The 21,055-nt window shown below is 42.7% G+C and carries 16 protein-coding genes and 1 pseudogene; 14 read left to right on the forward strand and 3 right to left on the reverse strand.

What is annotated here, in order from left to right; all coding sequences use genetic code 11:
- Window positions 1-135 precede the first annotated feature (135 nt).
- The 12 genes and pseudogenes from ACRRU2_RS03585 to pgmB all read left to right on the forward strand — a co-directional run bounded on the left by ACRRU2_RS03585 (window position 136) and on the right by pgmB (window position 15,324).
- Window positions 136-921, forward strand: a complete 786-nt coding sequence (locus ACRRU2_RS03585) for an NUDIX domain-containing protein (RefSeq protein WP_432500096.1) — start codon at window positions 136-138, stop codon at window positions 919-921.
- 72 nt (window positions 922-993) lie between these two features.
- On the forward strand, window positions 994-1,665 hold the full coding sequence (gene pnuC, locus ACRRU2_RS03590; protein ID WP_432499961.1) for a nicotinamide riboside transporter PnuC: 672 nt from the start codon (window positions 994-996) through the stop codon (window positions 1,663-1,665).
- A gap of 11 nt (window positions 1,666-1,676) precedes the next feature.
- Window positions 1,677-2,690 carry an AAA family ATPase gene (locus tag ACRRU2_RS03595; protein ID WP_432499962.1) on the forward strand — a complete coding sequence of 338 codons (1,014 nt, stop codon included), beginning with the start codon at window positions 1,677-1,679 and terminating at the stop codon, window positions 2,688-2,690.
- Between the two features lie 74 nt (window positions 2,691-2,764).
- Window positions 2,765-3,557 (forward strand): annotated as a pseudogene (locus ACRRU2_RS03600) (ADP-ribosylglycohydrolase family protein).
- Between the two features lie 76 nt (window positions 3,558-3,633).
- Entirely contained in the window at window positions 3,634-5,421 is a 1,788-nt protein-coding gene (locus ACRRU2_RS03605) for a sensor histidine kinase (protein WP_432499963.1), read from the forward strand.
- On the forward strand, window positions 5,402-6,955 hold the full coding sequence (locus tag ACRRU2_RS03610; protein WP_432499964.1) for a response regulator transcription factor: 1,554 nt from the start codon (window positions 5,402-5,404) through the stop codon (window positions 6,953-6,955). Before ACRRU2_RS03605 ends, ACRRU2_RS03610 begins: the two co-directional genes overlap by 20 nt.
- 189 nt (window positions 6,956-7,144) lie before the next feature.
- The gene (locus ACRRU2_RS03615) at window positions 7,145-8,401 is read left to right on the forward strand and encodes a sugar ABC transporter substrate-binding protein (RefSeq protein WP_331699528.1); all 1,257 of its coding nucleotides are present in this window, start codon (window positions 7,145-7,147) and stop codon (window positions 8,399-8,401) included.
- Window positions 8,402-8,498: 97 nt separating this feature from the next.
- Window positions 8,499-9,374 (forward strand): carbohydrate ABC transporter permease, encoded by an 876-nt coding sequence (locus tag ACRRU2_RS03620; protein WP_331699527.1) that lies wholly within the window; start codon window positions 8,499-8,501, stop codon window positions 9,372-9,374.
- On the forward strand, window positions 9,374-10,210 hold the full coding sequence (locus tag ACRRU2_RS03625; protein WP_432499965.1) for a carbohydrate ABC transporter permease: 837 nt from the start codon (window positions 9,374-9,376) through the stop codon (window positions 10,208-10,210). The genes ACRRU2_RS03620 and ACRRU2_RS03625 overlap by 1 nt, the downstream gene beginning before the upstream one ends.
- A gap of 30 nt (window positions 10,211-10,240) precedes the next feature.
- Window positions 10,241-12,325, forward strand: a complete 2,085-nt coding sequence (locus tag ACRRU2_RS03630) for an amylo-alpha-1,6-glucosidase (RefSeq protein ID WP_432499966.1) — start codon at window positions 10,241-10,243, stop codon at window positions 12,323-12,325.
- Window positions 12,326-12,345: 20 nt separating this feature from the next.
- Window positions 12,346-14,634 (forward strand): glycoside hydrolase family 65 protein, encoded by a 2,289-nt coding sequence (locus tag ACRRU2_RS03635; protein ID WP_432499967.1) that lies wholly within the window; start codon window positions 12,346-12,348, stop codon window positions 14,632-14,634.
- A gap of 18 nt (window positions 14,635-14,652) precedes the next feature.
- Window positions 14,653-15,324: a beta-phosphoglucomutase gene (pgmB, locus tag ACRRU2_RS03640; RefSeq protein WP_432499968.1), complete on the forward strand. Its 672-nt coding sequence runs from the start codon at window positions 14,653-14,655 to the stop codon at window positions 15,322-15,324.
- Between the two features lie 155 nt (window positions 15,325-15,479).
- Here the strand turns inward: pgmB and ACRRU2_RS03645 are convergent, their stop codons facing one another.
- From ACRRU2_RS03645 to ACRRU2_RS03655, 3 genes are read right to left on the reverse strand one after another with little or no spacing between them, the layout of a single operon-like run.
- Window positions 15,480-16,649 (reverse strand): Ger(x)C family spore germination protein, encoded by a 1,170-nt coding sequence (locus tag ACRRU2_RS03645; protein WP_331699522.1) that lies wholly within the window; start codon window positions 16,647-16,649, stop codon window positions 15,480-15,482.
- Window positions 16,650-16,654: 5 nt separating this feature from the next.
- Window positions 16,655-18,136: a spore germination protein gene (locus tag ACRRU2_RS03650; RefSeq protein WP_432499969.1), complete on the reverse strand. Its 1,482-nt coding sequence runs from the start codon at window positions 18,134-18,136 to the stop codon at window positions 16,655-16,657.
- Window positions 18,120-19,217, reverse strand: a complete 1,098-nt coding sequence (locus ACRRU2_RS03655; RefSeq protein ID WP_432499970.1) for an endospore germination permease — start codon at window positions 19,215-19,217, stop codon at window positions 18,120-18,122. The genes ACRRU2_RS03650 and ACRRU2_RS03655 overlap by 17 nt, the downstream gene beginning before the upstream one ends.
- A gap of 215 nt (window positions 19,218-19,432) precedes the next feature.
- On the opposite strand from ACRRU2_RS03655, the gene ACRRU2_RS03660 reads away from it, so the two are divergent.
- Both ACRRU2_RS03660 and ACRRU2_RS03665 read left to right on the forward strand, forming a co-directional pair.
- Entirely contained in the window at window positions 19,433-19,918 is a 486-nt protein-coding gene (locus ACRRU2_RS03660; protein ID WP_432499971.1) for a hypothetical protein, read from the forward strand.
- Window positions 19,919-20,010: 92 nt separating this feature from the next.
- Complete coding sequence (locus ACRRU2_RS03665; RefSeq protein WP_432499972.1) at window positions 20,011-21,018, forward strand: Gfo/Idh/MocA family protein; 1,008 nt, start codon at window positions 20,011-20,013, stop codon at window positions 21,016-21,018.
- Window positions 21,019-21,055: the final 37 nt, after the last annotated feature.

The following is a 21,055-nucleotide window of genomic DNA, read 5'->3' on the forward strand; positions in this document are numbered from 1 at the left end:
GCATGAATAGGCTTTTCGGGATTTTTTGTGTAAAAAGTACAGACATCAGCCTACATTAAGACATTTATTAAATTTGCTGCTTGACATATGATTTAAATATGTCATAATGACAATATCAAATAGAAAGGCGGCAGTATTGATTTGAACAAGAACAAACCAGCCGATGAAGAAATCAATTATTCACCCGGCAACTATAGAACGCCCGATGGAGCGCCAGCAGATATTGTTATTTTCACCATTACCTCCACCCCAAAAGGGACTCGAAAAAAATCATTGCCTGACCGCCGTCTTGAAGTGCTGCTTATTCAGAGGAAGGGCTGGCCGTTTGCCGGCAGCTGGGCGCTGCCAGGAGGATTTTCCAAAGATACAGAGTCCTTGCTCGACAGCGCTAAGCGCGAACTGGAGGAAGAGACAGGTGTGAAGGATGTTCATATTGAATATTTTAACGCTTATAGCACTCCAGGACGCGATCCGCGAGGCTGGATTATATCGCATGCTTTTTTTGCATTAGTGCATGAACAGTACTTGGCTGCCCGGCGGGCTGATGATGATGCTATGGATGTCAGACTGTTTCCGATTAACGAGGCGCTTGCCATGAATCTTGCCTTTGACCATCGCAGCATTTTAGTTGATGCGCTGCAGCAAATTCAGCATAAAATGCTCACTACAACAATTGCAAGGGAGTTTCTTCCAGAGCGGTTTACGATCGGAGAGCTATATCAGGTTATTCAAACGGTTGTACCTGAGTTTGAGGAAAAAAACTTTATCCGAAAAATTACTTCTACTCAAAGTCGTAAAGGAATTATCGAGGAAGCGCGCGGCCGCGGGGGTGAACCGCTCATGTCGAATCGCTACTCACAGCGTGCTGCACAGCTGTACCGTTTTACGGACTATGTGCCTCAGCTGTCAATATACAGCTAGGCACTTTTTTACAAGTTTTGATATTGTCATTTCGACATTATTGAAGAAAAGAAGGATAGGGAGTGGCTTGAGATGAATAAAACAGGAATGATGATGGTTTTGGTTGTTATGATGCTGGGTGTCGCTTATGCAACATCATCTACAGCATTAGAAATTGTGGCTACACTTACGGGATTGCTCAGCGTTTGGCTGACAGCTCGCGAGCATATATGGGCTTGGCCGATCGGACTTGTTAATGTTGCCTGCTTCTTTTATATGTTTTGGGAAGTTAAACTGTATGCGGATATGACGCTTCAAGTATTCTTTTTCATATTAAGTATTTACGGCTGGATTATTTGGCTGACAAAACGCGGTAGTGATAAGGTGAGGCCGACTAGAAGAATACAGCTGGCAATGGCTGTCATATTGCTAATAAGCCTGGTCGGAGTCTCGGCCGGATGGGGCTACTGGCTTGATCATTATACAGATGCTTCAATTCCTTATGTCGATGCTTTTATTGCAACGCTTAGTTTAATAGCACAATATTTGCTGTCCAACAAAGTACTGGAGAATTGGTATTGCTGGCTATTGGTCGATGTGCTGTCCATTGGCATGTATGCGTATAAAGGGCTTTATGCGGTCGCTTTTCTTTACGTCATCTTTTTAGCCATAGCAGCAATGGGATTGTATTCTTGGAGAAAGCAGTGGTCTGCACGACAGATGGCTGATTTGGCTTCGGCTAAAGCTGATTACTCTATTAAATAGGGGATGAAAATATGAACAGTCGCAAAATAGGTCTTACGCTGGGGAAGTACGCGCCTTTACATCGCGGTCATCAGCATGTTATTGAAACAGCAATGGCAGAAATGGATGAAGTTATTGTAATTATATATGATTGTCCCGAAACGACAGATATTCCGCTGCCGGTTCGTGCGAGCTGGATTCGCAAGCTGTACCCTGCTGTACGAGTCATAGAAGCATGGGATGGCCCAAGCGAGGTTGGCGATACGCCTGAGATTAAAAGCATGCAGGAGCAATATGTGCTTCGTATACTGAATGGCTGTCTGATTACACATTTTTATTGCAGTGAATTTTACGGGGAGCATATGAGCGAGGTGCTTGGTGCGGTGAATCGGCTTGTTGATCCAGACAGAGTGCAGTTCCCTGTATCTGGCACTAAGGTGCGTAAGGCTCCTTATCAGAGCAGAACGTTTTTGCATCCCGTCGTCTATCGTGATTTGGCGGCAAATATAGTATTTCTCGGAGCGCCGTCGACAGGAAAAACAACACTGGCAGCGCATATGGCTGATTTGCATCAAACCGTGTGGATGCCTGAGTATGGCAGGGAATACTGGGAGCAGCATCATGTGGAGCGCAGATTATCGCAGGCTCAGCTCGTTGAGCTTGCCGAGATTCATTTGGAGCGGGAAGAAGGACTGCTGCACAAAGCAAATCATTATTTATTCGTAGATACGAATGCTATTACAACCTATATGTTTTCGAAATCCTATCATGGCGAAGCGCTGCCCCGTCTATCTCAATTAGCTGACGACGCGTCAAAACGCTACGATCTCGTATTTGTTTGCGGTGATGATATTCCTTACGAGGATACTTGGGACCGTTCCGGCGCTGTAGAAAGACAAATTTTTCAAAAACAGATTATAGCTGACTTGAAGTGCCGGAAGATCCCTTATTTCTATTTGTCGGGAAACTTGGAGGAGCGTGCGGGCAGAGTAAACGAGATCCTTCGTAAATTCAAGAAATACAGAAGTCTGGAGGAATGGCTATGAATATATATAACCGAATTAAAGGCGGGCTGTATGGTGTTGCTGTCGGTGATGCGCTAGGTGGAACGACTGAGTTTATGACTCGGCGGGAAATCGCTGACCAATACGGATATTTGACTGATATGATCGGCGGCGGGGTATGGCATTTGGAGCCTGGCGAGGTGACGGATGATACGATGATGACCTTATGTGTGGCAGAGGGCATACTGGAAAACCCGTCAGAGCCTTTAACTGCAATTGGTAAAAGATTTTTAGAATGGTATTACAGTAATCCAAAAGATATTGGAAATATTATTCGGTTTGCCTTGCGCCAGTATAACAGAAATTGGTTCGATTCAGCTATTGAGGCCCATACGACTCTAGGGCAAAGTGCAGGAAACGGCTCATTAATGCGCTGTCTTCCTGCTGCCTTATGCTATACCAAACTGGAGGATGTAACAAGAATTGCTCGCTTGCAATCGAAAATGACATTACGATGATCGATGCAATGAAGCATGTGAAATATACTGCCGCATCGTGTATCGAATTATAAACGAAGGGGTTAATATACATAAAGCGGTACAGCAGGAAATCAAGCACACAAAATACAGTCTTATGCTTGATGCGGAACCAGATTGTGAGCCAGACGGGTTTGTAGAGCACACCTTCAAATGGGTCATTCACATTTTATTAACTTCGCATTCTTTTTCCGAAGTCGTCCAAAAGGCGGCTAATGCAGGCGGAGACTCTGATACAATTGCTGCTATAGCGGGAGGAGTTGCAGGCGTACATTTTGGTTATGAGGATATTCCAGAGTCATATTCCAGCAAAATATTAATTGCGGACAGGCTGGAACAAGTATGCGATCGAATAATGACACTGCGAAAGTAAGCTTCAAACATTTGTAAGGCTGCTTAGGCTTATGCTACAATGAACAATTAATGTGAGGGATAAGGCGGGAATATTGATGAAATTTATTAAGGGCAGCATCATCTCAAAAATTATAATCAGCTTGATTATAGCGACGACTATCCCTTTTATCATTTCAAACTATTTGTCTTATCAAATTACGGGAAAAGCGATTAAATCGCAGCTTGTCGAGCTGAACCAAAATTCCATGTCCATTACCATGTCAACGCTGCATGCTTATTTTCATGAATTATCACTCCTAGGCCTGTCTTATTTTAGTGACCCGGCGCTTGTGCGTCTGCTTTCATCTTCCGAGCCGCAGACGCCTGCAGAAAGTGTATATATTGCCCAGCGCTTGGAACAGATTTATGGAAATTACAGTGAAATAGGTTCAGTATCCTATAAAAGCGCACTTACGAATAAGCAATTCAGTATTAGACATAATTACAATACTAGAGTTACGATTCCTGATTTCATTGATGGAGAGCTGTCTTCTGCCCATAACGAGCTTCAGCAGCCTTATCAAGTAACATTTTTTAATAAAGAGCGGCGGCTTAGAATCAATAAGCCTTTTATTGACATATCAACTCGCGAAGTCATCGGCTTGACGACCTTCGATGTGAAGCCGGCTCATATCCGATCTGTCGTTCATTCATTATCAACAAGCGAGCTGGGACCTATCTATGTTTTTTTAGGTGATGACTTGGAGCTGCTTTATACAACAGATAGAAATAGCGAGCAAGCCTTGCCTTGGCAGCCTGAGCTAAATCGCAAGCTGGTTCATGCTTCGGCAATAGAAAAAGGCGAGCTGCAAGCATCTGAAGGAAGCTATGTATACTACCGCGACTCGCATAATGGAATAGCGTTAACGATAGTAAAGCTAATTCCGCAGTCTTTAATTAATGAAGCCAGGACTAATGCCTTGAGCAAAACTTTAGCGATTCAAATTGGTTCGATTGCTTTTGTATCTATACTAGCCGCTTTCGTCGCTTATTATATGCTGCGAAGAATTAAACTTATTTTACAGCATATTAAAAAGCTGCAGATGGGAAATTTTCAGTTGAAGCGCAAGCCTGTGCCCGCTACCCCGGATGAGCTTGATTTACTTGAAATAAGATTTCAAGAAATGGCAAGTGAATTGGATGAGCTGTGGAACAAGCAGTACAGGCATCAGCTGGAGCTGTCGCAGGCTCAGCTGAAAATGCTGCAGGCACAAATTAATCCGCACTTTTTTTATAACACCTTGCAATCTATAGGTACGCTTGCGATTAAATCAAACGCGCGTGAAGTAAGTGATCGTTTGGCTGAATTTGGCGCTTTGTTCCGTTATTCTATGGATATTGAAAGCGAAAATGTATATTTATATCAAGAAATTGAGCATCTGGAGCACTATGCCATTTTGCAAAAGGGACGCTATAAGCAAAAGCTGGAGTATGAGCTTGACTGTCCTGAAGCAGCAGCGAAAATTCGTGTTCCCAAAATGATCCTTCAGCCTCTAGTTGAAAATAGTATTATTCACGGTTTAGAGCGTGGAAAGGGGCAGATTAAAATTTCAGTTCACATTTCTGTTTTGCCTGACACGATATTAATCCAGGTCATGGATAACGGCAAAGGCTTTACGGATGAGCAAATTGAAAACATCAAAAGCTCTTACTTGGAGCATCAGATTGTTGCCGCAGAGAGGCAGGGCATTGGCTTATCTAATGTATTGAAACGATTGCGGTTATATTTCGGGCCGCAATTCCATTGGTCGATTACAAGCAGATCTTACGAAAGCACAGTAGTAGCCTTGTATTTGCCATTTGAAACAACAGGGGGGAACGAGCATGAAGCTTCTGATCGTTGATGATGAAGAGCATGTAAGAGAAGGGATCGAGCTTTCGATCGATTGGGAAAGTCATCATATTGATCAAATCTATATGGCGGAAAATGGTCTGGAGGCACTTGAATTAGTTAGAGCGCATCAGCCTGAAATTATTATTTGCGACATGAGCATGCATATTATGGATGGCCCGCAATTTTTAGAAAAGCTGCGAGAGGAAGGCTGGACTTCAAAGGTTATCGTGCTTAGCGGATACCAGCAATTCGATTATGCACGGGCCACGCTTCTTGCAAGCGGTGTTGATTATTTGCTAAAACCGTTTAAAATTCATGATCTTGATCAAGCGATACGAAAAGCATGCTCACAGGTGAACGAAGAGAGGCAAAAGCAATTAAATGAGCTGAGTACAAATTTTCGTATTAATGAGGCGAATCATTTAGCCAAGGAGCAGCGTTTTTCAAGCTTATTTGAAAAGGAGGACCTTGAAAAAGAGGAAATCTCAGCTTTTCTTAACTCGCTGGGCATAGCTGCAAACAACTTTTATGTCGTTACTTTTCTGCCCAGAAACAAGGACGAGCTTGTTAGACAATATTATGCCGGAGATGAGCGGCTGTTCAATTTTGCTTTAAAAAATATTACAAAGGAATTTTTTGATTCTGTTGGAGAATGGTACTTTATACAGCATGAATCGTTTATTGTGATCTTGATCAGCTCGAATCGAGCGCCGTATATTGTGCCAAGTAAAATAAACCAGCTGCAAGAGGCTTGGAATCGAACCCTTCGATTAACGACTTTCGTGGGCTTTCATAACGAGCAGATTTCTTATGAGCTGCTGCAGCCGACATTGTTAGAAGAAAAGTCATTGATACTAAGCAGCAATATTATTAACAATGGCAAGCAAGGTGATCATCCTGCTTTCTTTTACTCTTTTATGGATAAGGAAATTGTCATTCTGGAAGCGGTCCGTACGAAAAACATACAGCATATCAAAGAAATGATCGCCAGCTTTTTAGATGAGCTAACTGCCAAGCAAGTTGTTACTTTGCGGGAATTGCAGCATTATACCGTTGAAATCAACTTATTGCTTATGCGTATTTATTCTCAGTTTAAGGATGATCGCTTGCATGAAACGATGCCGTTATGGATCAGCCGTTTAGATGAGTGGGCAGTTCGGCTGGAGCAAATTTTTAGCGATATGATGGAATTGATTGATTATAGCAAGGTGGAATTAAACCATACTCAGCATATCCTTGCTATACGCAACTATATTAACGACCATATTAAGGACGATATTACACTCGCCAGCTTGGCAGAGCGTTTTCATTTTTCAGCACAATACTTGGCAAAGCGATTTAAAGAGGAATATAATACGACAATTATCCATTACTTAACACATTTGCGTATGGAGAAGGCAAGTTCATTATTAATTCATACTGACTTATCTATTCAGGATGTCGCTATAGAAAGCGGTTTTGAAGAACTAAATTATTTTGGAAAAGTATTCCGAAAGCACTTTAATCTTTCTCCGACGAGCTATAGAAAAAAATTCAAGCAATAAATGACTAGGCGCATGACACAGAACGAGTCCTTTTAAGAAAGAAATGTTCTGTTTCATGTGCTTTTTTTATGTTTAATTATAAGCAGATTCAAAATTTACTCATTTAGGCGAATATATCACCTGTAGGCTGTAAACCATAGAACTTATAATGAGGGTATACAAATCGACAATCGATTAGGGGGTATCATCATGAAGAAAAGAAGTTTTATTTTCTTACTGCTTGCGATTATGCTGACATTATCGGCATGCGGCGGCAAGAGCTCAAACGGCAACAAAGACAATGGCGCTGGCAATGAAGGCAATCAATCAACGGCTCAAGCCAAAATTACATTGTTCCAGAGTAAGGTAGAAATTGCTGAATCTCTGGAAAACCTTGTTGAAAAGTACAAGAAGGAAACAGGCAATGAAGTAGAGGTTTGGGGCTCTGCCGGAGACTCTTACATTACACAGCTGCAAACAAAGCTTGCAGCAAATGAAGGTCCAACGATCTTCTCCGTTCAACCAGGTGCAGAGGCTGAAAAATTCGCTTCTTACTACTACGACATGAGCAATGAAAAATATGCATCTTATATTTCACCAAATATGGCGCTAGAAATTGATGGTAAAATCGTTGGTGTGCCAACTGGGGTTGAAGGCTTTGGCTTGGTATACAACAAAAAATTGTATGATCCATCAGCAGCTACCGATACAAGCTCCTTTATCAAGGCGCTAGAGAAGCTTAAAGCAGACGGCGTAAATGGATTAAGCTTGTCTCAAGAAGCATACTTCTTAATCGGTCACATTATTAATACACCGTTTGCACTTCAAGAAGATCCGATTGCATTTATTGAGAAAATGAACAAAGGCGAAGTTAAACTTAATGAAGTGCCAGCATTCCAAGAGTTTGCACAAGTGATGGAAGCGATTCGCGCCAACTCCACGAACCCTATGGAAGTCACATATGATACACAAATGGGTGATCTTGCAACAGGCAAAACGGCTATCGTTCACCAAGGCAACTGGAGCTACGGCATGTTAGCTGATTATGACAAAATGGAAATCGGCATGGCTCCACTTCCAATTACGGGAAATAACAAGCTTGCAGTTGATATCCCGGCAGGCTGGGTAATTAACAATAAAGCATCCAAAGAGCAAATTGCTGCGGCAAATGCATTCATTGACTGGCTATACACTAGCGAAACAGGTAAAAACACAATCGTGAATGACTTTGGCTTTATTCCTGCGGTAACCACAATTGAGGCAACTGGACTTGATCCGCTATCTCAAGAAGTATTCGAGGCAACGAAAGCAGGAAATACGATTCCTTGGGCTCTTAATTACTTCCCTCAAGGTATTATTATAAACGATCTTGCACCGCTAACTTCTGAGTTCTTCCTTAACGCTTCCATGACTCCACAGCAATTTTTGGAGAAAATCGAAGAGGTATGGGTAAAAGCTGCTAAATAATACTCAGACATTCAATATCGAAAGCCTAACTCTTTCTTGAAGGATGTTAGGCTTTCTTCATATCCGTTAAGACTAGACAAGTGAGAGGGTGGTACCCGTGTCGAATAACAAAAGCAAGCTTTGGTATTGCTTGTTCACAATGCCGTTATTTTTAATATTTCTGATCGTAGTCGTAATCCCATTTCTAATCGGTATTTATTACTCGTTTATTAATTGGGATGGCATCCCTAGCAACCCGAAAGTGTTTGTTGGTTTTGATAATTACTCCACTTTGTTTCAAGACCAGCGTTTTTTAGATTCAGCCTGGGTTACGATCAAATTTACAATCTTCGCTTTAATCAGCGTTAATTTACTGGGTATAATTTTCGCATTAATCGTAACTGCCGGATTTAAAACGAGCAATCTTGCACGTACATTGCTCTTTATGCCGAACCTGATTGGCGGATTGATTTTAGGATATATTTGGCGCTTTATATTTACGGACGGCTTCAAGCAAATCGGTTCAATTACAGGAATTGATTCTGTTTTCTTTAACTGGCTGATCAACCCGCAATTTGCATTGGTTGCGCTAGTAATAGTGTTTACCTGGCAAATGGCAGGCTACACAATGGTTATTTATATTGCAGGCATTCAAGGTATTTCTGATGAGGTTATGGAGGCTGCAAAGGTTGACGGGGCAAATTTATGGCATCGCATGACCAAAATTATATTCCCGCTGCTTATGCCGTCTTTTACAATTTGTCTGTTCTTGACGCTGTCAGGAGCCTTCAAAATTTACGACGTCAACCTTTCCTTGACTAATGGCGGACCTATGCATAAAACAGAGCTGTTTGCCATGAATATTTTCAATGAAATATTCGGCTATGGCAACTATGGGTTAGGTCAAGCAAAAGCGATTATATTCTTTGTCATCGTTGCACTTGTTACCATTACACAGGTTATTATTACGAAACGAAAAGAGGTGCAAATGTAATGAGAAAAGCTAATAATGGCGTCATTTCCGTGCTAATCATTATTGCTGCGCTTATCTTTTTGTCTCCGATTTATATCATGCTTGTTAACTCGTTCAAGACGAGATCCGAGCTTTATGAAAATGTACTTGCGCTGCCTTCAAGCTTTAGCTTCGAATATTATGCTGGCGCAATGAAAAAAATGAACTTTCTGACCGTCTTCGGCAATTCGTTGTATGTCACGATAGCTACCGTAGTTTTCGTTATCGTGCTTTCATCAATGACGGCGTGGATGCTGGTGCGCCGCAATAATGCAATGAGTAAAATAATATTTTTCTCCTTCGTAGCGACGATGCTCATTCCATTCCAAACGTTAATGATGCCGCTTATGCAGGTTATGGACTGGATCCGTACTTATTTGCACTTGCCTGTATTAAACACACATGAGGGCTTGATTTTTATGAATATCGGCTTCCATGCAGGCATTGCTGTTTTTCTATACCACGGATTTATCAAATCGATCCCGATTGCTCTTGAGGAAGCGGCGATCCTGGACGGCTGCAGCACTTTTGGCGTGTTTTGGCGCATCGTATTTCCATTGTTGAAAAGCATTACGGTGACTGTAGCCATTTTGGATGTCATTGCATCCTGGAACGACTATTTGCTTCCTTCACTTGTGCTTTCAGACAAAGGTTTGCGTACGATACAGCTGTCAACCTTCTATTTCTTCGGTGAATTTACAATCGTATGGAATCAAGCTATGGCAGGCCTGACATTAACGATCATTCCAGTTGTCATATTCTATGCTTTTGCGCAAAAATACATCATTAAAGGAATAGCCGCAGGAGCCGTTAAATAATGGCTTATCTGATGCGAGAATAGGAGCAATATGAGCAACAAAGTTTTGATGGAGCATCCGTTGTTTTATGTAACCGATCAATATGGCAATGCCGATTCGCGGCAAGATTTAGGACATGGATTATATATGAAGGATACACGGTTTCTAAGCCACTACGAGCTGCGTATTAACGGGGAGCAGCCTGAGCTGTTAGGCGAAGGAACGACTGAAAGCTATATGCAGACCACCATTTTAAAGCATGAAATCAAGGATTGCGGCGCTATAGAGATCAAAAGAAGCAGTTATTTATATGATGGCGCCTTGCGTGAGCAGTTGACGCTGACGAACTATTTCTTAACTGAACAGCCAATTAAGCTTTCTGTGAAATTTGATGCAGATTTTCAGGATATGTTTATCGTGCGCCACTATCGTTCCGGTGAAGTAGGAGAGAAGACTGCTGCCGTATTTAAAAGCAATAGCATGCTGCTTCAATATATAGGAAAAGATGTGCAGCTGCGGCAAACGCTCATTCAATGGGATGGCAATCCTGATGTCAATGAACAGGAACAAGAGCTGATGTATGAGCTGACACTAGAAGCTGGAAAGCATACTGCAATCCAGTTTGCATTCGTACCTGTAACCGATCAAACCGAGCGAGCGTTGTTGCCGTTTGAACAGGGGCTAGAAAAGCTGCAGTTCAGCTATGATTTATGGTTAACGCGCAATACGAGAATGACGAGTTCAAATGCCATGTTTAATTCGCTATACGAGCGGAGCCTGCAGGATTTGCGCATGCTGCAAACCGATATTGGTTACGGGGCTACAATGGTTGCAGGATTGCCATGGTTTGCAACTGTATTTGGCAGAGACAGTCTTATTACAGCATTATTCATGCTGCCTCTTCATCCCGCTCACGCGCTTGGCACGCTTCGCACGCTTGCAGCTCATCTAGGTAAAAAAGAAGATCCGTGGCGCGATGAGGAAGTCGGGAAAATAATGCATGAAATTCGATTTGGCGAGCTTGTACAAACGGGCCAGTCCCCTTTTTCGCCTTATTATGGAGGGGTAGATTCTACTCCGTTATTTCTCGTGCTGCTTGTCGAATATGTGAAGTGGAGCGGAGATATCTCCATCATCAATGAGCTGCAGGATGCGGTCGATGCAGCCCTTGGCTGGATTGACCGGCGCAGCCAAGGAAATGCTGCCGGTTTTCTGACCTATAAGCAAGAGGCGGAGCAAGGCTTTCCGAATCAAGGCTGGAAAGATTCTAGCAATAGTATTGTCCAAGAGAATGGGCAGCTTGCTGCTGCGCCTATCGCGCTCATTGAAGTACAGGGTTATATTTGCTGGGCGAAGCAGGGCCTGTCGTCGATTTATGAATCGCTTAATCAATATGAGCGAAGTGGAAAATTACGTTCCGAAGCCAATCATCTAGCCGAGCAAATTGTTCAGTATTTCTGGCTGGAGGAAGAACAGTTTTTCAGCATTGCGCTTGATGGAGAGCTTAAGCCAGTGCGTTCCATAACTTCTAATCCAGGCCATTTGCTATTGTCCTCGATATTAAACGATGCGAAGAAGGAAGCGGTAAGCAGCAGACTGCTGAACGAGGATATGTTTACAGGCTACGGAATTCGCACAATGAGCAGCCATTCAACAGGCTATTATCCGATGGGCTACCATAACGGAAGTGTTTGGCCGCATGATAATGGGATGATATTGCTCGGATTTTTGCGAAGCGGCCGCTTGAAGGAAGCTAAGCTGCTCGTTTCGGGCTTGCTGCATGCTGCTGCTGAAGTTCCAGATCAGCGCTTCCCTGAATTGTTTTGCGGATATAGCAGACAGGAATGCGATCGCCTTGTGCCTTATCCGACGACTTGCTCCCCTCAGGCCTGGTCAGCTGCAACTGCGTTTGTTATGCTGCAGGCGATGCTTGGACTGCAGGTTGATGTGCCCAATGGCATCATTACGCTGTCGCCAAGCTTGCCGCTTGATATTCAAGATATGAATGTTGTGGGACTAACAATCGGATCAGGAAAACTAGATTTATATTTGTACATCGATCAGGACAGCGATGAAACGTATGCAACTATTTTAACGAATACAACAGGTCTGGACGTAAAGATCGTTACCGAATAACACGGATAGGAGCAATCAAAATGACTTGGTCTATTAATCATACATCGCTTGCAGAAGCTGATTTGCTTAACCAGGAAAGTATCTATGCGCTTGGCAACGGTTATCTGGGAGTACGCGGCAATTTCGAGGAAGGCTATAGCGGCGATATGAAAACGATTCGCGGGAGCTATATTAACGCCTTTCATGATGTCATCAATATTCCATACGGTGAAAAGCTCTACGGTTTTCCTTCTACGCAGCAAAAGCTGGTTAATATTATGGATGCCCAAGGCATTGATATCTATGTAGGAGATGCGCGGGAGCATTTTAATCTTTTTACGGGAGAAGTCATTTCCTATAAGCGGGAGCTCAAGCTCAAGGAAGGCATATCCGAACGCTTCATTCATTGGAAATCGCCTTCCGGGCAGGAGCTTAAAATAACGTTTCGACGCCTAGTTTCGTTTACGGTTCGTGAATTGCTTGCCATTCATATTCTCATTGAGCCAATCGCTGTGCAAGGGACAATTGCTATCGAATCACATTTGAATGGCGATGTTGAAAACTATACCGCTGTCAATGATCCGCGCGTAGCTTCTGGACATGCAAAGCTGCTTACAACAAATGCGATCGGTACGGAAAGCGGCATCGGATTTGTGCGCAATGAGACATTGGCTTCTAAGCTTTCAGTCAACTGCGCAACCACATACAGTCATTCAGAAGCATTAGAAAATGAACATATTGTCTTAACCAAGCAAGTAAAATATCGCACAGTGTTTGCTGCTGCTGAGCCGATCACATTCACGAAGTGGAATGTATTTACGGATACACTTCGGCATGGTGAGCAATCGCTTGTTATTGCGAAGCAAAAAGCATCTGAGCTGTCTGCTCTAAGCTTTGCCCAGATCATGGAGCAGCAACAGCAATATTTAGCAGATTTTTGGCTTCGTTCTGATATCGTCATTTCAAATGATGATGAGCTGCAGGAAGGCATTCGCTTTAATGTTTTCCAGCTGCTGCAATCGGCAGGCCGCGATGAATACAGCAATATTGCAGCGAAGGGGCTTTCGGGAGAAGGCTATGAGGGACATTATTTCTGGGATACAGAAATATATATGCTGCCTGTCTTTCTGCTTACGCAACCCGATATTGCCAGGGGGCTGCTTATTTACCGTCATCATATTTTGCCGTTTGCGAAGCAGCGCGCTCGGGAGATGGGCCATAAGAAGGGGGCTCTTTATCCATGGCGTACGATTGCTGGCACGGAGTGCTCGTCCTTTTTCCCATCAGGTACGGCACAGTACCATATTAGCGCTGATATCGCTTATAGCTACATTCAATATTTTATGGCAACAGAGGATTATGATTTCTTAGCGGGCTACGGGTGCGAGGTGCTGGCCGAGACTGCCAGGCTTTGGATCGAAGTTGGCCATGAACGTGACGGCCGCTTTTATATTGACGAGGTTACCGGTCCGGACGAATATACATGCTGCGTAAATAATAACTACTATACGAATGTTATGGCCAAGCATAATTTAGCATGGGCAGCAAAAACGCTGAAGCTTCTGCAAGCTCATAACGAGCAGCGCTACAATGAACTGCTAATACAGCTGGAGTTGTCTGAGGATGAAATTTCCGTTTGGGCAAATGCGGCGCAAAACATGTACTTGCCGTATGACGCGGCGCTTGGCATTAACCCGCAGGACGATTCATTTTTAAATAAAAAAGTATGGGATTTTGAAAACACCCCGAAGGAAAAGTATCCGCTGCTGCTTCATTTCCATCCGTTGACGATTTATCGTTACCAGGTTTGCAAGCAGGCAGATACTGTGTTGGCGCATTTTCTGCTGGAGGATGAGCAGTCGGAAGAAACGATTAAACGTTCCTATGATTATTATGAACAGATTACAACACATGACTCTTCGTTATCGACTTGTATCTTCAGCATTATGGCTTCAAAAATCGGCTATGCGGATAAAGCCTATCACTATTTCAAAGAAACTGCCCGTTTAGATTTGGATAACACGCATGGGAATACCAAGGATGGTCTGCATCTTGCCAACATGGGCGGCACTTGGATGGCAATCGTATTCGGCTTCGCGGGAGTGCGTATTAAGCCAGACACTTTATCACTTGCACCGAAGCTGCCAGCCGATTGGGACCAATATCAATTTAAGCTGCAATACAAAGGGCGTTCAATTGAAATGGTTGTTTCAAAATCAGGTATTGAGCTTACTTTGGCAAGTGGCGATTCGCTATCCGTTACACTTTTCGGAAAGAGCATACCTTTACAGCCGCACGAGACTTACAAGGCTGAGCTAATCCAAGTATAGAAAGTGAGAGAAAATGCAATGAGCGATAAGCTGCAAGCCGTCATCTTTGATCTGGATGGCGTTATAACTGATACAGCCGAGCACCATTACCTCGCATGGAAAGCAATCGGTGATGAGCTTAATCTTCCATTTACTCGAGAATTCAACGAGAATTTGAAGGGAGTTTCCCGATTGGAGTCTTTGCGCCTGCTGCTCAGCCTGTCGCCTGTAGAGCTCAATTATTCAGAAGAACAATTAAATGCGTTGGCAGAGAGAAAAAATGATTTGTACAAGGAGCTGATCGCTCAGATCAAGCCTTCCGATGTGCTGCCGGGCATACCGGAGCTGCTTGGTAAGCTGAAGCGGTTAGGGATTAAAACGGCCATTGCTTCTGCCAGCAAAAACGCTTTTTCCGTTATTAAAAACTTGAAGATGGAAGAGCAATTCGATATTATCGTCGATGCTGCCGAAATCAAAAACTCCAAGCCTGATCCAGAAGTGTTTCTCGCAGCAGCCGAGCAGCTTGGCGTAAAGCCAGAGGCATGCGTTGGCATAGAAGATGCAGTCGCTGGTGTTGAAGCGATCCGTTCCGCCCATATGACAGCTGTTGCAATTGGCAAAAAGGAGCATTTCCCCCATGCTCATGTAACTTATAGCTGCACAGCAGAGCTGAATGCAGATGCGCTTATTGAGCTGCATCGTCAGCACTAGCATTTAAAAAGAAGCTTCCAATTCCATAATTGTTATGGAGTTGGAAGCTTTTTTTGCAATCTAAGAAAGTATAAGTCTTTGCAACCTTATATCTGTTCTTATATTTCACCAGTAAACGCGCCTGTCCAAAGGACGGCGGAGCCGTTTATCCTTGACTATTTATTACTTTTAATTTGCCTGTTTTTGTCTGAGCTTGAATGCTCTATATCGATATTGAGATTAATTTCGCGAATGGCAGTATCGTCGATCAATGGACTGTCTGAGGAAGATAGGGATTTCCAGTTGTGAAAATGTTTTTGATAAAGGGTATGCTCAAGATTGTAAACATCTATATGTTTTTCTTTGCCTGCACGAAATGTTTCTTCAATTTCCCGCTTAATTTCTTCTTTTGTTTTTTCTGTCAACTGATCGAGATCCTGCAGATCATTTTTAGAGCGATTGACGATATACCCTCTTGCCTTTATGTTAACTGTAAAACTAGGTTTTTTTTCTGCAGGAACATAATTCAACTTTGTTTTTGGTTTTTCAAATACGATTTGCAGGGTAGGTTCATTTCTCGGAACCGGGACACCGATGCGTATGGAGCCTTTTTGAATCCAGCGCAAGCCTTCCAAATCTTTTAACGTCATATAGTTCTGAAAAGTGGTGTTTTTAAGAAAAAAGGCCCCATCAAATGTCAGTTTAGGCTCTTTTTTTTCTTTGTTGCTCCAATTTTTGCTATCTAAAGACAATACAGGAATGGCTGTTGTATAACCAGGTTCATGGACTTGCGCAATTAATCGATGCAGCTTGATTGATTTAATGATAGATGCTTGTGAATAAGTGCCTTCCGGCTCATGGAGAATCGTGCTGAGCGGCGATTGGCCGAAGAAGCCTGCAGTGGAAAAAATATCCTTAATCGATTCACGTGTACCGAATACCCAAGGAGTCAAGCGAAATTCATAGTATCGGCTAATACTGTCAGAGATGGACTCAAAACCTTTCTTGAAGGCAGCTTCTGTTATTAAAACGGAAGTCACATGCCCCCAATACACTCTTTCCTGAGAGCTTTTATATAAATTGAAAAAGGCTTCCTCAAAAGAATTTCCTACTCCTTCGCCAACCCATACATTAACAGATTTTTTTTGACCGCTCGTTTTTGCAACGGATTGAAAGTCGAGAAACTGAATATATCCGTGATATTTTCCATCCTTAAAATCGACACCAATTGCTGATGCATAGTTTAGTTTTTCAATGTCATAAATGTCGGTGGAAGCACATCCGGAGATAAAGATCAATATTGCAAATGTTGTTATACTCAGAAAATATCGTTTGATATTATTCAAAGCGCTCACCTTTTTCGTTTGTTTAGCATGGCGGAGGACATTCGTGATCGTTTGAACGGATTCATTAAAAACGCATCCATCCATTGTTTGAATTTCAAGGAGGTTAAAGGCTCAAGATAGGCAAGTCCGAATGATTCGAGCCGGCAAAGATAAATTAAAATCGCAAACATGCTTAAAAAAAATCCATATACGCCAAGGTAAGAGGAGACCAACAAGATAAATGCTCTTAACAAGCCTACCGTCCCTGATAACGATTGATTGACTAAGCAAAATGTAGCAACAGCTGATATCGCGATAACAACCAGTAGTGTAGGTGAGGCTAGACCGGCGCGAATAAGTGAATCGCCGATAATTAAACCGCCAACAATTCCGATTGTCTGGCCAACCGCTTTAGGCAGCCGGATGCCCGCTTCGCGAAGCAGCTCGAATTGGAACAGCAGCAGCAACGCTTCAAGAAAAGAGGGGAGCGGTATGCCTTCCCGTGAAATGACGACAGTTGCAAGCAGGGCGAAAGGGATTTGATCCAAATTAACGGTTGCGATAGCAATCCAGAAGCCGGGCAAAAATATACTGAGCAGCAAGCCGATGATTCGCAATATTCTTTGAAACATTACATAGTAATAGGGAAAATGAACGTCTTCAGGCGACTTCAGCAGTTCTAGAAAATTACTTGGGCCAATCAGCGCCATAGGGGACCCATCTACAATCAGGATGAATCGGCCGCGTAATAATGTTTCCACGACAAAGTCTGGCCGTCCAATATAATCAATCAATGGAAATAAGGAAAAGGTGCGGTTTGACAGCCATTGCTCTAACTGCCCGCTGCTTACCAGGCTTTCCACTTTAAAAGTATTTAAGCGTTGGCGCGCTTCTGTAATCATTTCCGGATTTGCTTTGTGCTTGAGGTAAAGCAAAGAAATGCGCGTTTTACTTAACGTTCCGACCATAAATTGTTCATTATATAGCAGACTGGTTTGCAGTCGCTTCCTAATAAGCGATATATTGGTAAAAAGGTCTTCCGTGAAAGCATCCTTTGGTCCTTTTATAGAAATTTCTGTATTGGATTCTTGCAGTGAGCGCTGGGGTACATTGCAAATATTTATTGCCCAGAAGCCTTTATCGCCCTCGTGATAAATAATTAAATATCCTGTAAACAGCTTTTCAAATAACTCGAGAAATGTATGGTTAATTTCGAATAGTGGCAAGCTTTCCAGTCCTTCCGAAAAATCGAAAGGCTGTAACGGGGGCTGATCTATAATATATTGACACATTTTTGATAAATACTCGTTAAGCTGAAATTTATCAATCATTCCTTCACAATAAAAAGCCGTAAGCTTATTGGTGTTTTCCAATTCCGGAAGTGTAGGAAAGTGAATGTCTGCATAATAGGACAATACTTCCTTTAATCGGCTTATTTTCAAGGATCCTTTGCTTAGCAAGATATCCAAATCTGCAAATAATGCTTTTTCTTCAGGTGACGTTTTCATTTGCAATATCCGCCTTCTTTCTAGGAAAATAAGCTATAACCAAAAGAGCAGCCGTAATCATTACTCCAAACCAAAACGAATAGCCGTAAAAATAACTGTGAATTATTTTTTGAGCTCTAATATCGCTTAATTGCATAATAGAAGGCAGGGCCATAATGAGTGTGGCGACGACCATAATTGCTCGTTTATATTTTTGCATGCGGTATCCGATAAGCTCAGCTGCTAAAAAAATAATCAACGCCGTTCTCATTACACTGCCTGCCATCAGTTGAAAGGCGGCCAAAAAATCGACATGGGAAATATGGTTGCCAATCATAACCAATCTCCACTGTTCGAATGCGGGAAACCTCATATTAGCGGCTTGAAAAGGGCCGAATGCAGTAATGGATCCGATTGTCGGACCCATAATCAATCCTGCCAACAGCGTCAATAATATAGCAACCGTGCCATAATTTAATGGTTTTTTTAATTTATGTTGCAAGAGCAATAAAATCATTAAATCTATACTCCCGCCGAATACAATGACTATGCCTCGCAAATCGGGTGTAAAACCTTCCGTAAAAAGCGGGTACAGCATACTGTAATCCTTGCTTTTAACAGTCATGAATGAAACGCCGATTCCTAAAATCCACACAATAGGCAATAGTAGAATAGACAAATAGATTAAAGTTTTCAGACCTGACCTGGCTGCGCCGAAGGACAAAATAATAAAACTGAAAATAATAACGGCATTAGGCGTACTTGGCAGAAAAAATATATTAATATTTTTTACAGTATCAAAAATAATCATCGTTCCGGCAACCAGTAAATATAAAGTTAATCCGCTGACGATAATCCAGTATCCGATTTTTCCGCCCTTGGCTTCAAGCCAGCTGTTGAACGGAGTGATCCCCATTGATTTTAAAATGAGATATAGAAAAAAACTCCAGCCTATAAGGATCACATACGCAGCTAAAATACTTACCCATGCATCCCGGCCTGCTTCTTGGAGAAGGTGTGGAATAATAAGTACATGATTGGATATGCCAAGCGACAGCAGCAGCAAAAATATAAGCTGCAGTCTTGAGAAAGATACTTGCACTAAAATTCCTCCAATACAGGAAAATACATTATCTGGTATAATGCCCTTTTCCGCAAAGTTTATGCAGGGCTGGGGTTGACGGTTTGCGGGATCGTTTTTTAGAGTGAAACGAGTCGTGTAACTAAGCGGCAAAAATGATAATATGATTATATAAAGAGAGTTGGAAGGAACTGCACGCCTTCCAAGGCATTTATGGGCAGTGAGGTGAACGGAATATGGCGGTCAGCACGAAAAAAAAGCTGGAGCGCGAAGCGGTTGATCTGTTTATTAGCTTGTATAACAAAACGGCGGACAATCGTTTGAGACTGCTTTATCAGCAGGAAAAGCCGGATGCTGTTTTGATGGATAGCCGGGGGAGCAAGCTGGGATTGGAGATTACCCATTTGTTTTACAGCGAGCAGGAGGCACGGCAATTGTTTCTGAGAGAACATCGTTCCATTATTTGTATCGAATCGATCGATAGTTTAATCGAATCGTTAAATCAGCTGGTTTTGCGAAAGGAAGCAAAAAGCAAGGGGTATAGCTCAGATTATCCACTAGCCTTGCTTATCCGGAACTTGTCCCCGAGCTTCGGCTGGAGTGATTTTAATAATGCCTGGGACAAAATCGCAGCGCCATCAGCTGCATTCACAGAAATATGGCTGCTTACGAAGGAGCGGCCCGCAGAAGAGCAATGGTACCTCAAAGCGTTACGGTCTTAAGATTAGTGGTATTTCTAAGGACTTACTCCGCATAAGTAAAAGAATATGAGACAGCAAAAACAAAAAAGTACAATTCTAGGAGGACAAATCGTATGGGAAAGTTGAGGTTTGTTGTAGTAGGTACGGGTTGGGTAGCTGGTGAATATTTGAAAGCGATTGCAGAGAGAGCTGATGCTGAAGTTGCAGCAGTAGTAAGTCAAAATATCGAATTTGCAAAAAGCAGGCTGGTTCAATTGGGAATCCAAGCAGATGTTACGAATAATTATGAGCAGGCTATCCAGGCGTCGGATGTAGACGCAGTAGTATTGTGCTCCACGCCTGATCTTCGTCCTGAACAGGCCGTTCTAGCAGCACAATACGGCAAGCATTTGGTGCTGGAAAAGCCGTTGGCGATGGATAGAGCAGGGCTGTATGCGATGTCCGAGGCGTTCGAGAAGCACCCGGTTCGCACAGCTGTCAGCTTTGTTTTGCGGTGGAATCCTTCTTTTACAAATACGAAGGCTTTAATTGATGATGATGCGATCGGACGCGTCTACATGGCTCAAATTGATTATTGGCATCATGTTGGCCCGCAATATGGCCAGTATCGTTGGAGCAAGACGAAGGCTAGAGGCGGAAGCAGCATGCTGTCAGCAGGCTGCCACGCGATTGATGCTCTTCGTTATTTTGCCGGTGAAATTTCAGAGGTAACAGCTTACAGCTGCAGCACCTGGGCTGACTCTGAATATGAGTTTGACCCCAATGCTATTGCCATTTTCAAGCTCAAAAATGGCGGAATCGGTAAAGTCTCATCTTCCTTGGAGTGTAAAACACCTTATCGGTTCAATGTGCATTTGCTAGGGGAGAAGGGAGCGATTATGAATAATCAGCTCTTTACACACAAGCTGCCTGGACAAACAGAATATGCTGTTATACCGACGATTTTGCCGGATAGCGGGGACGTCTCTCATCATCCTTTTGTCGAAGAGATTGATGATTTTATTCAGGCATTGCGTAATGGAACGCCAACCAGATGCGAATTTCGCGATGCTTATAAAACGATGGAAGCTAGCTTTGCTGTAGATGAATCAATCGCTACCGGAAAGAGCATATCGCTTTAAAATGTAATTTGGCTAGACTTTATTATTGATTTATATT

Origin of the sequence: Paenibacillus sp. GXUN7292 (assembly GCF_050864975.1) — a bacterium.
Classification (GTDB): Bacteria; Bacillota; Bacilli; order Paenibacillales; family Paenibacillaceae; genus Pristimantibacillus.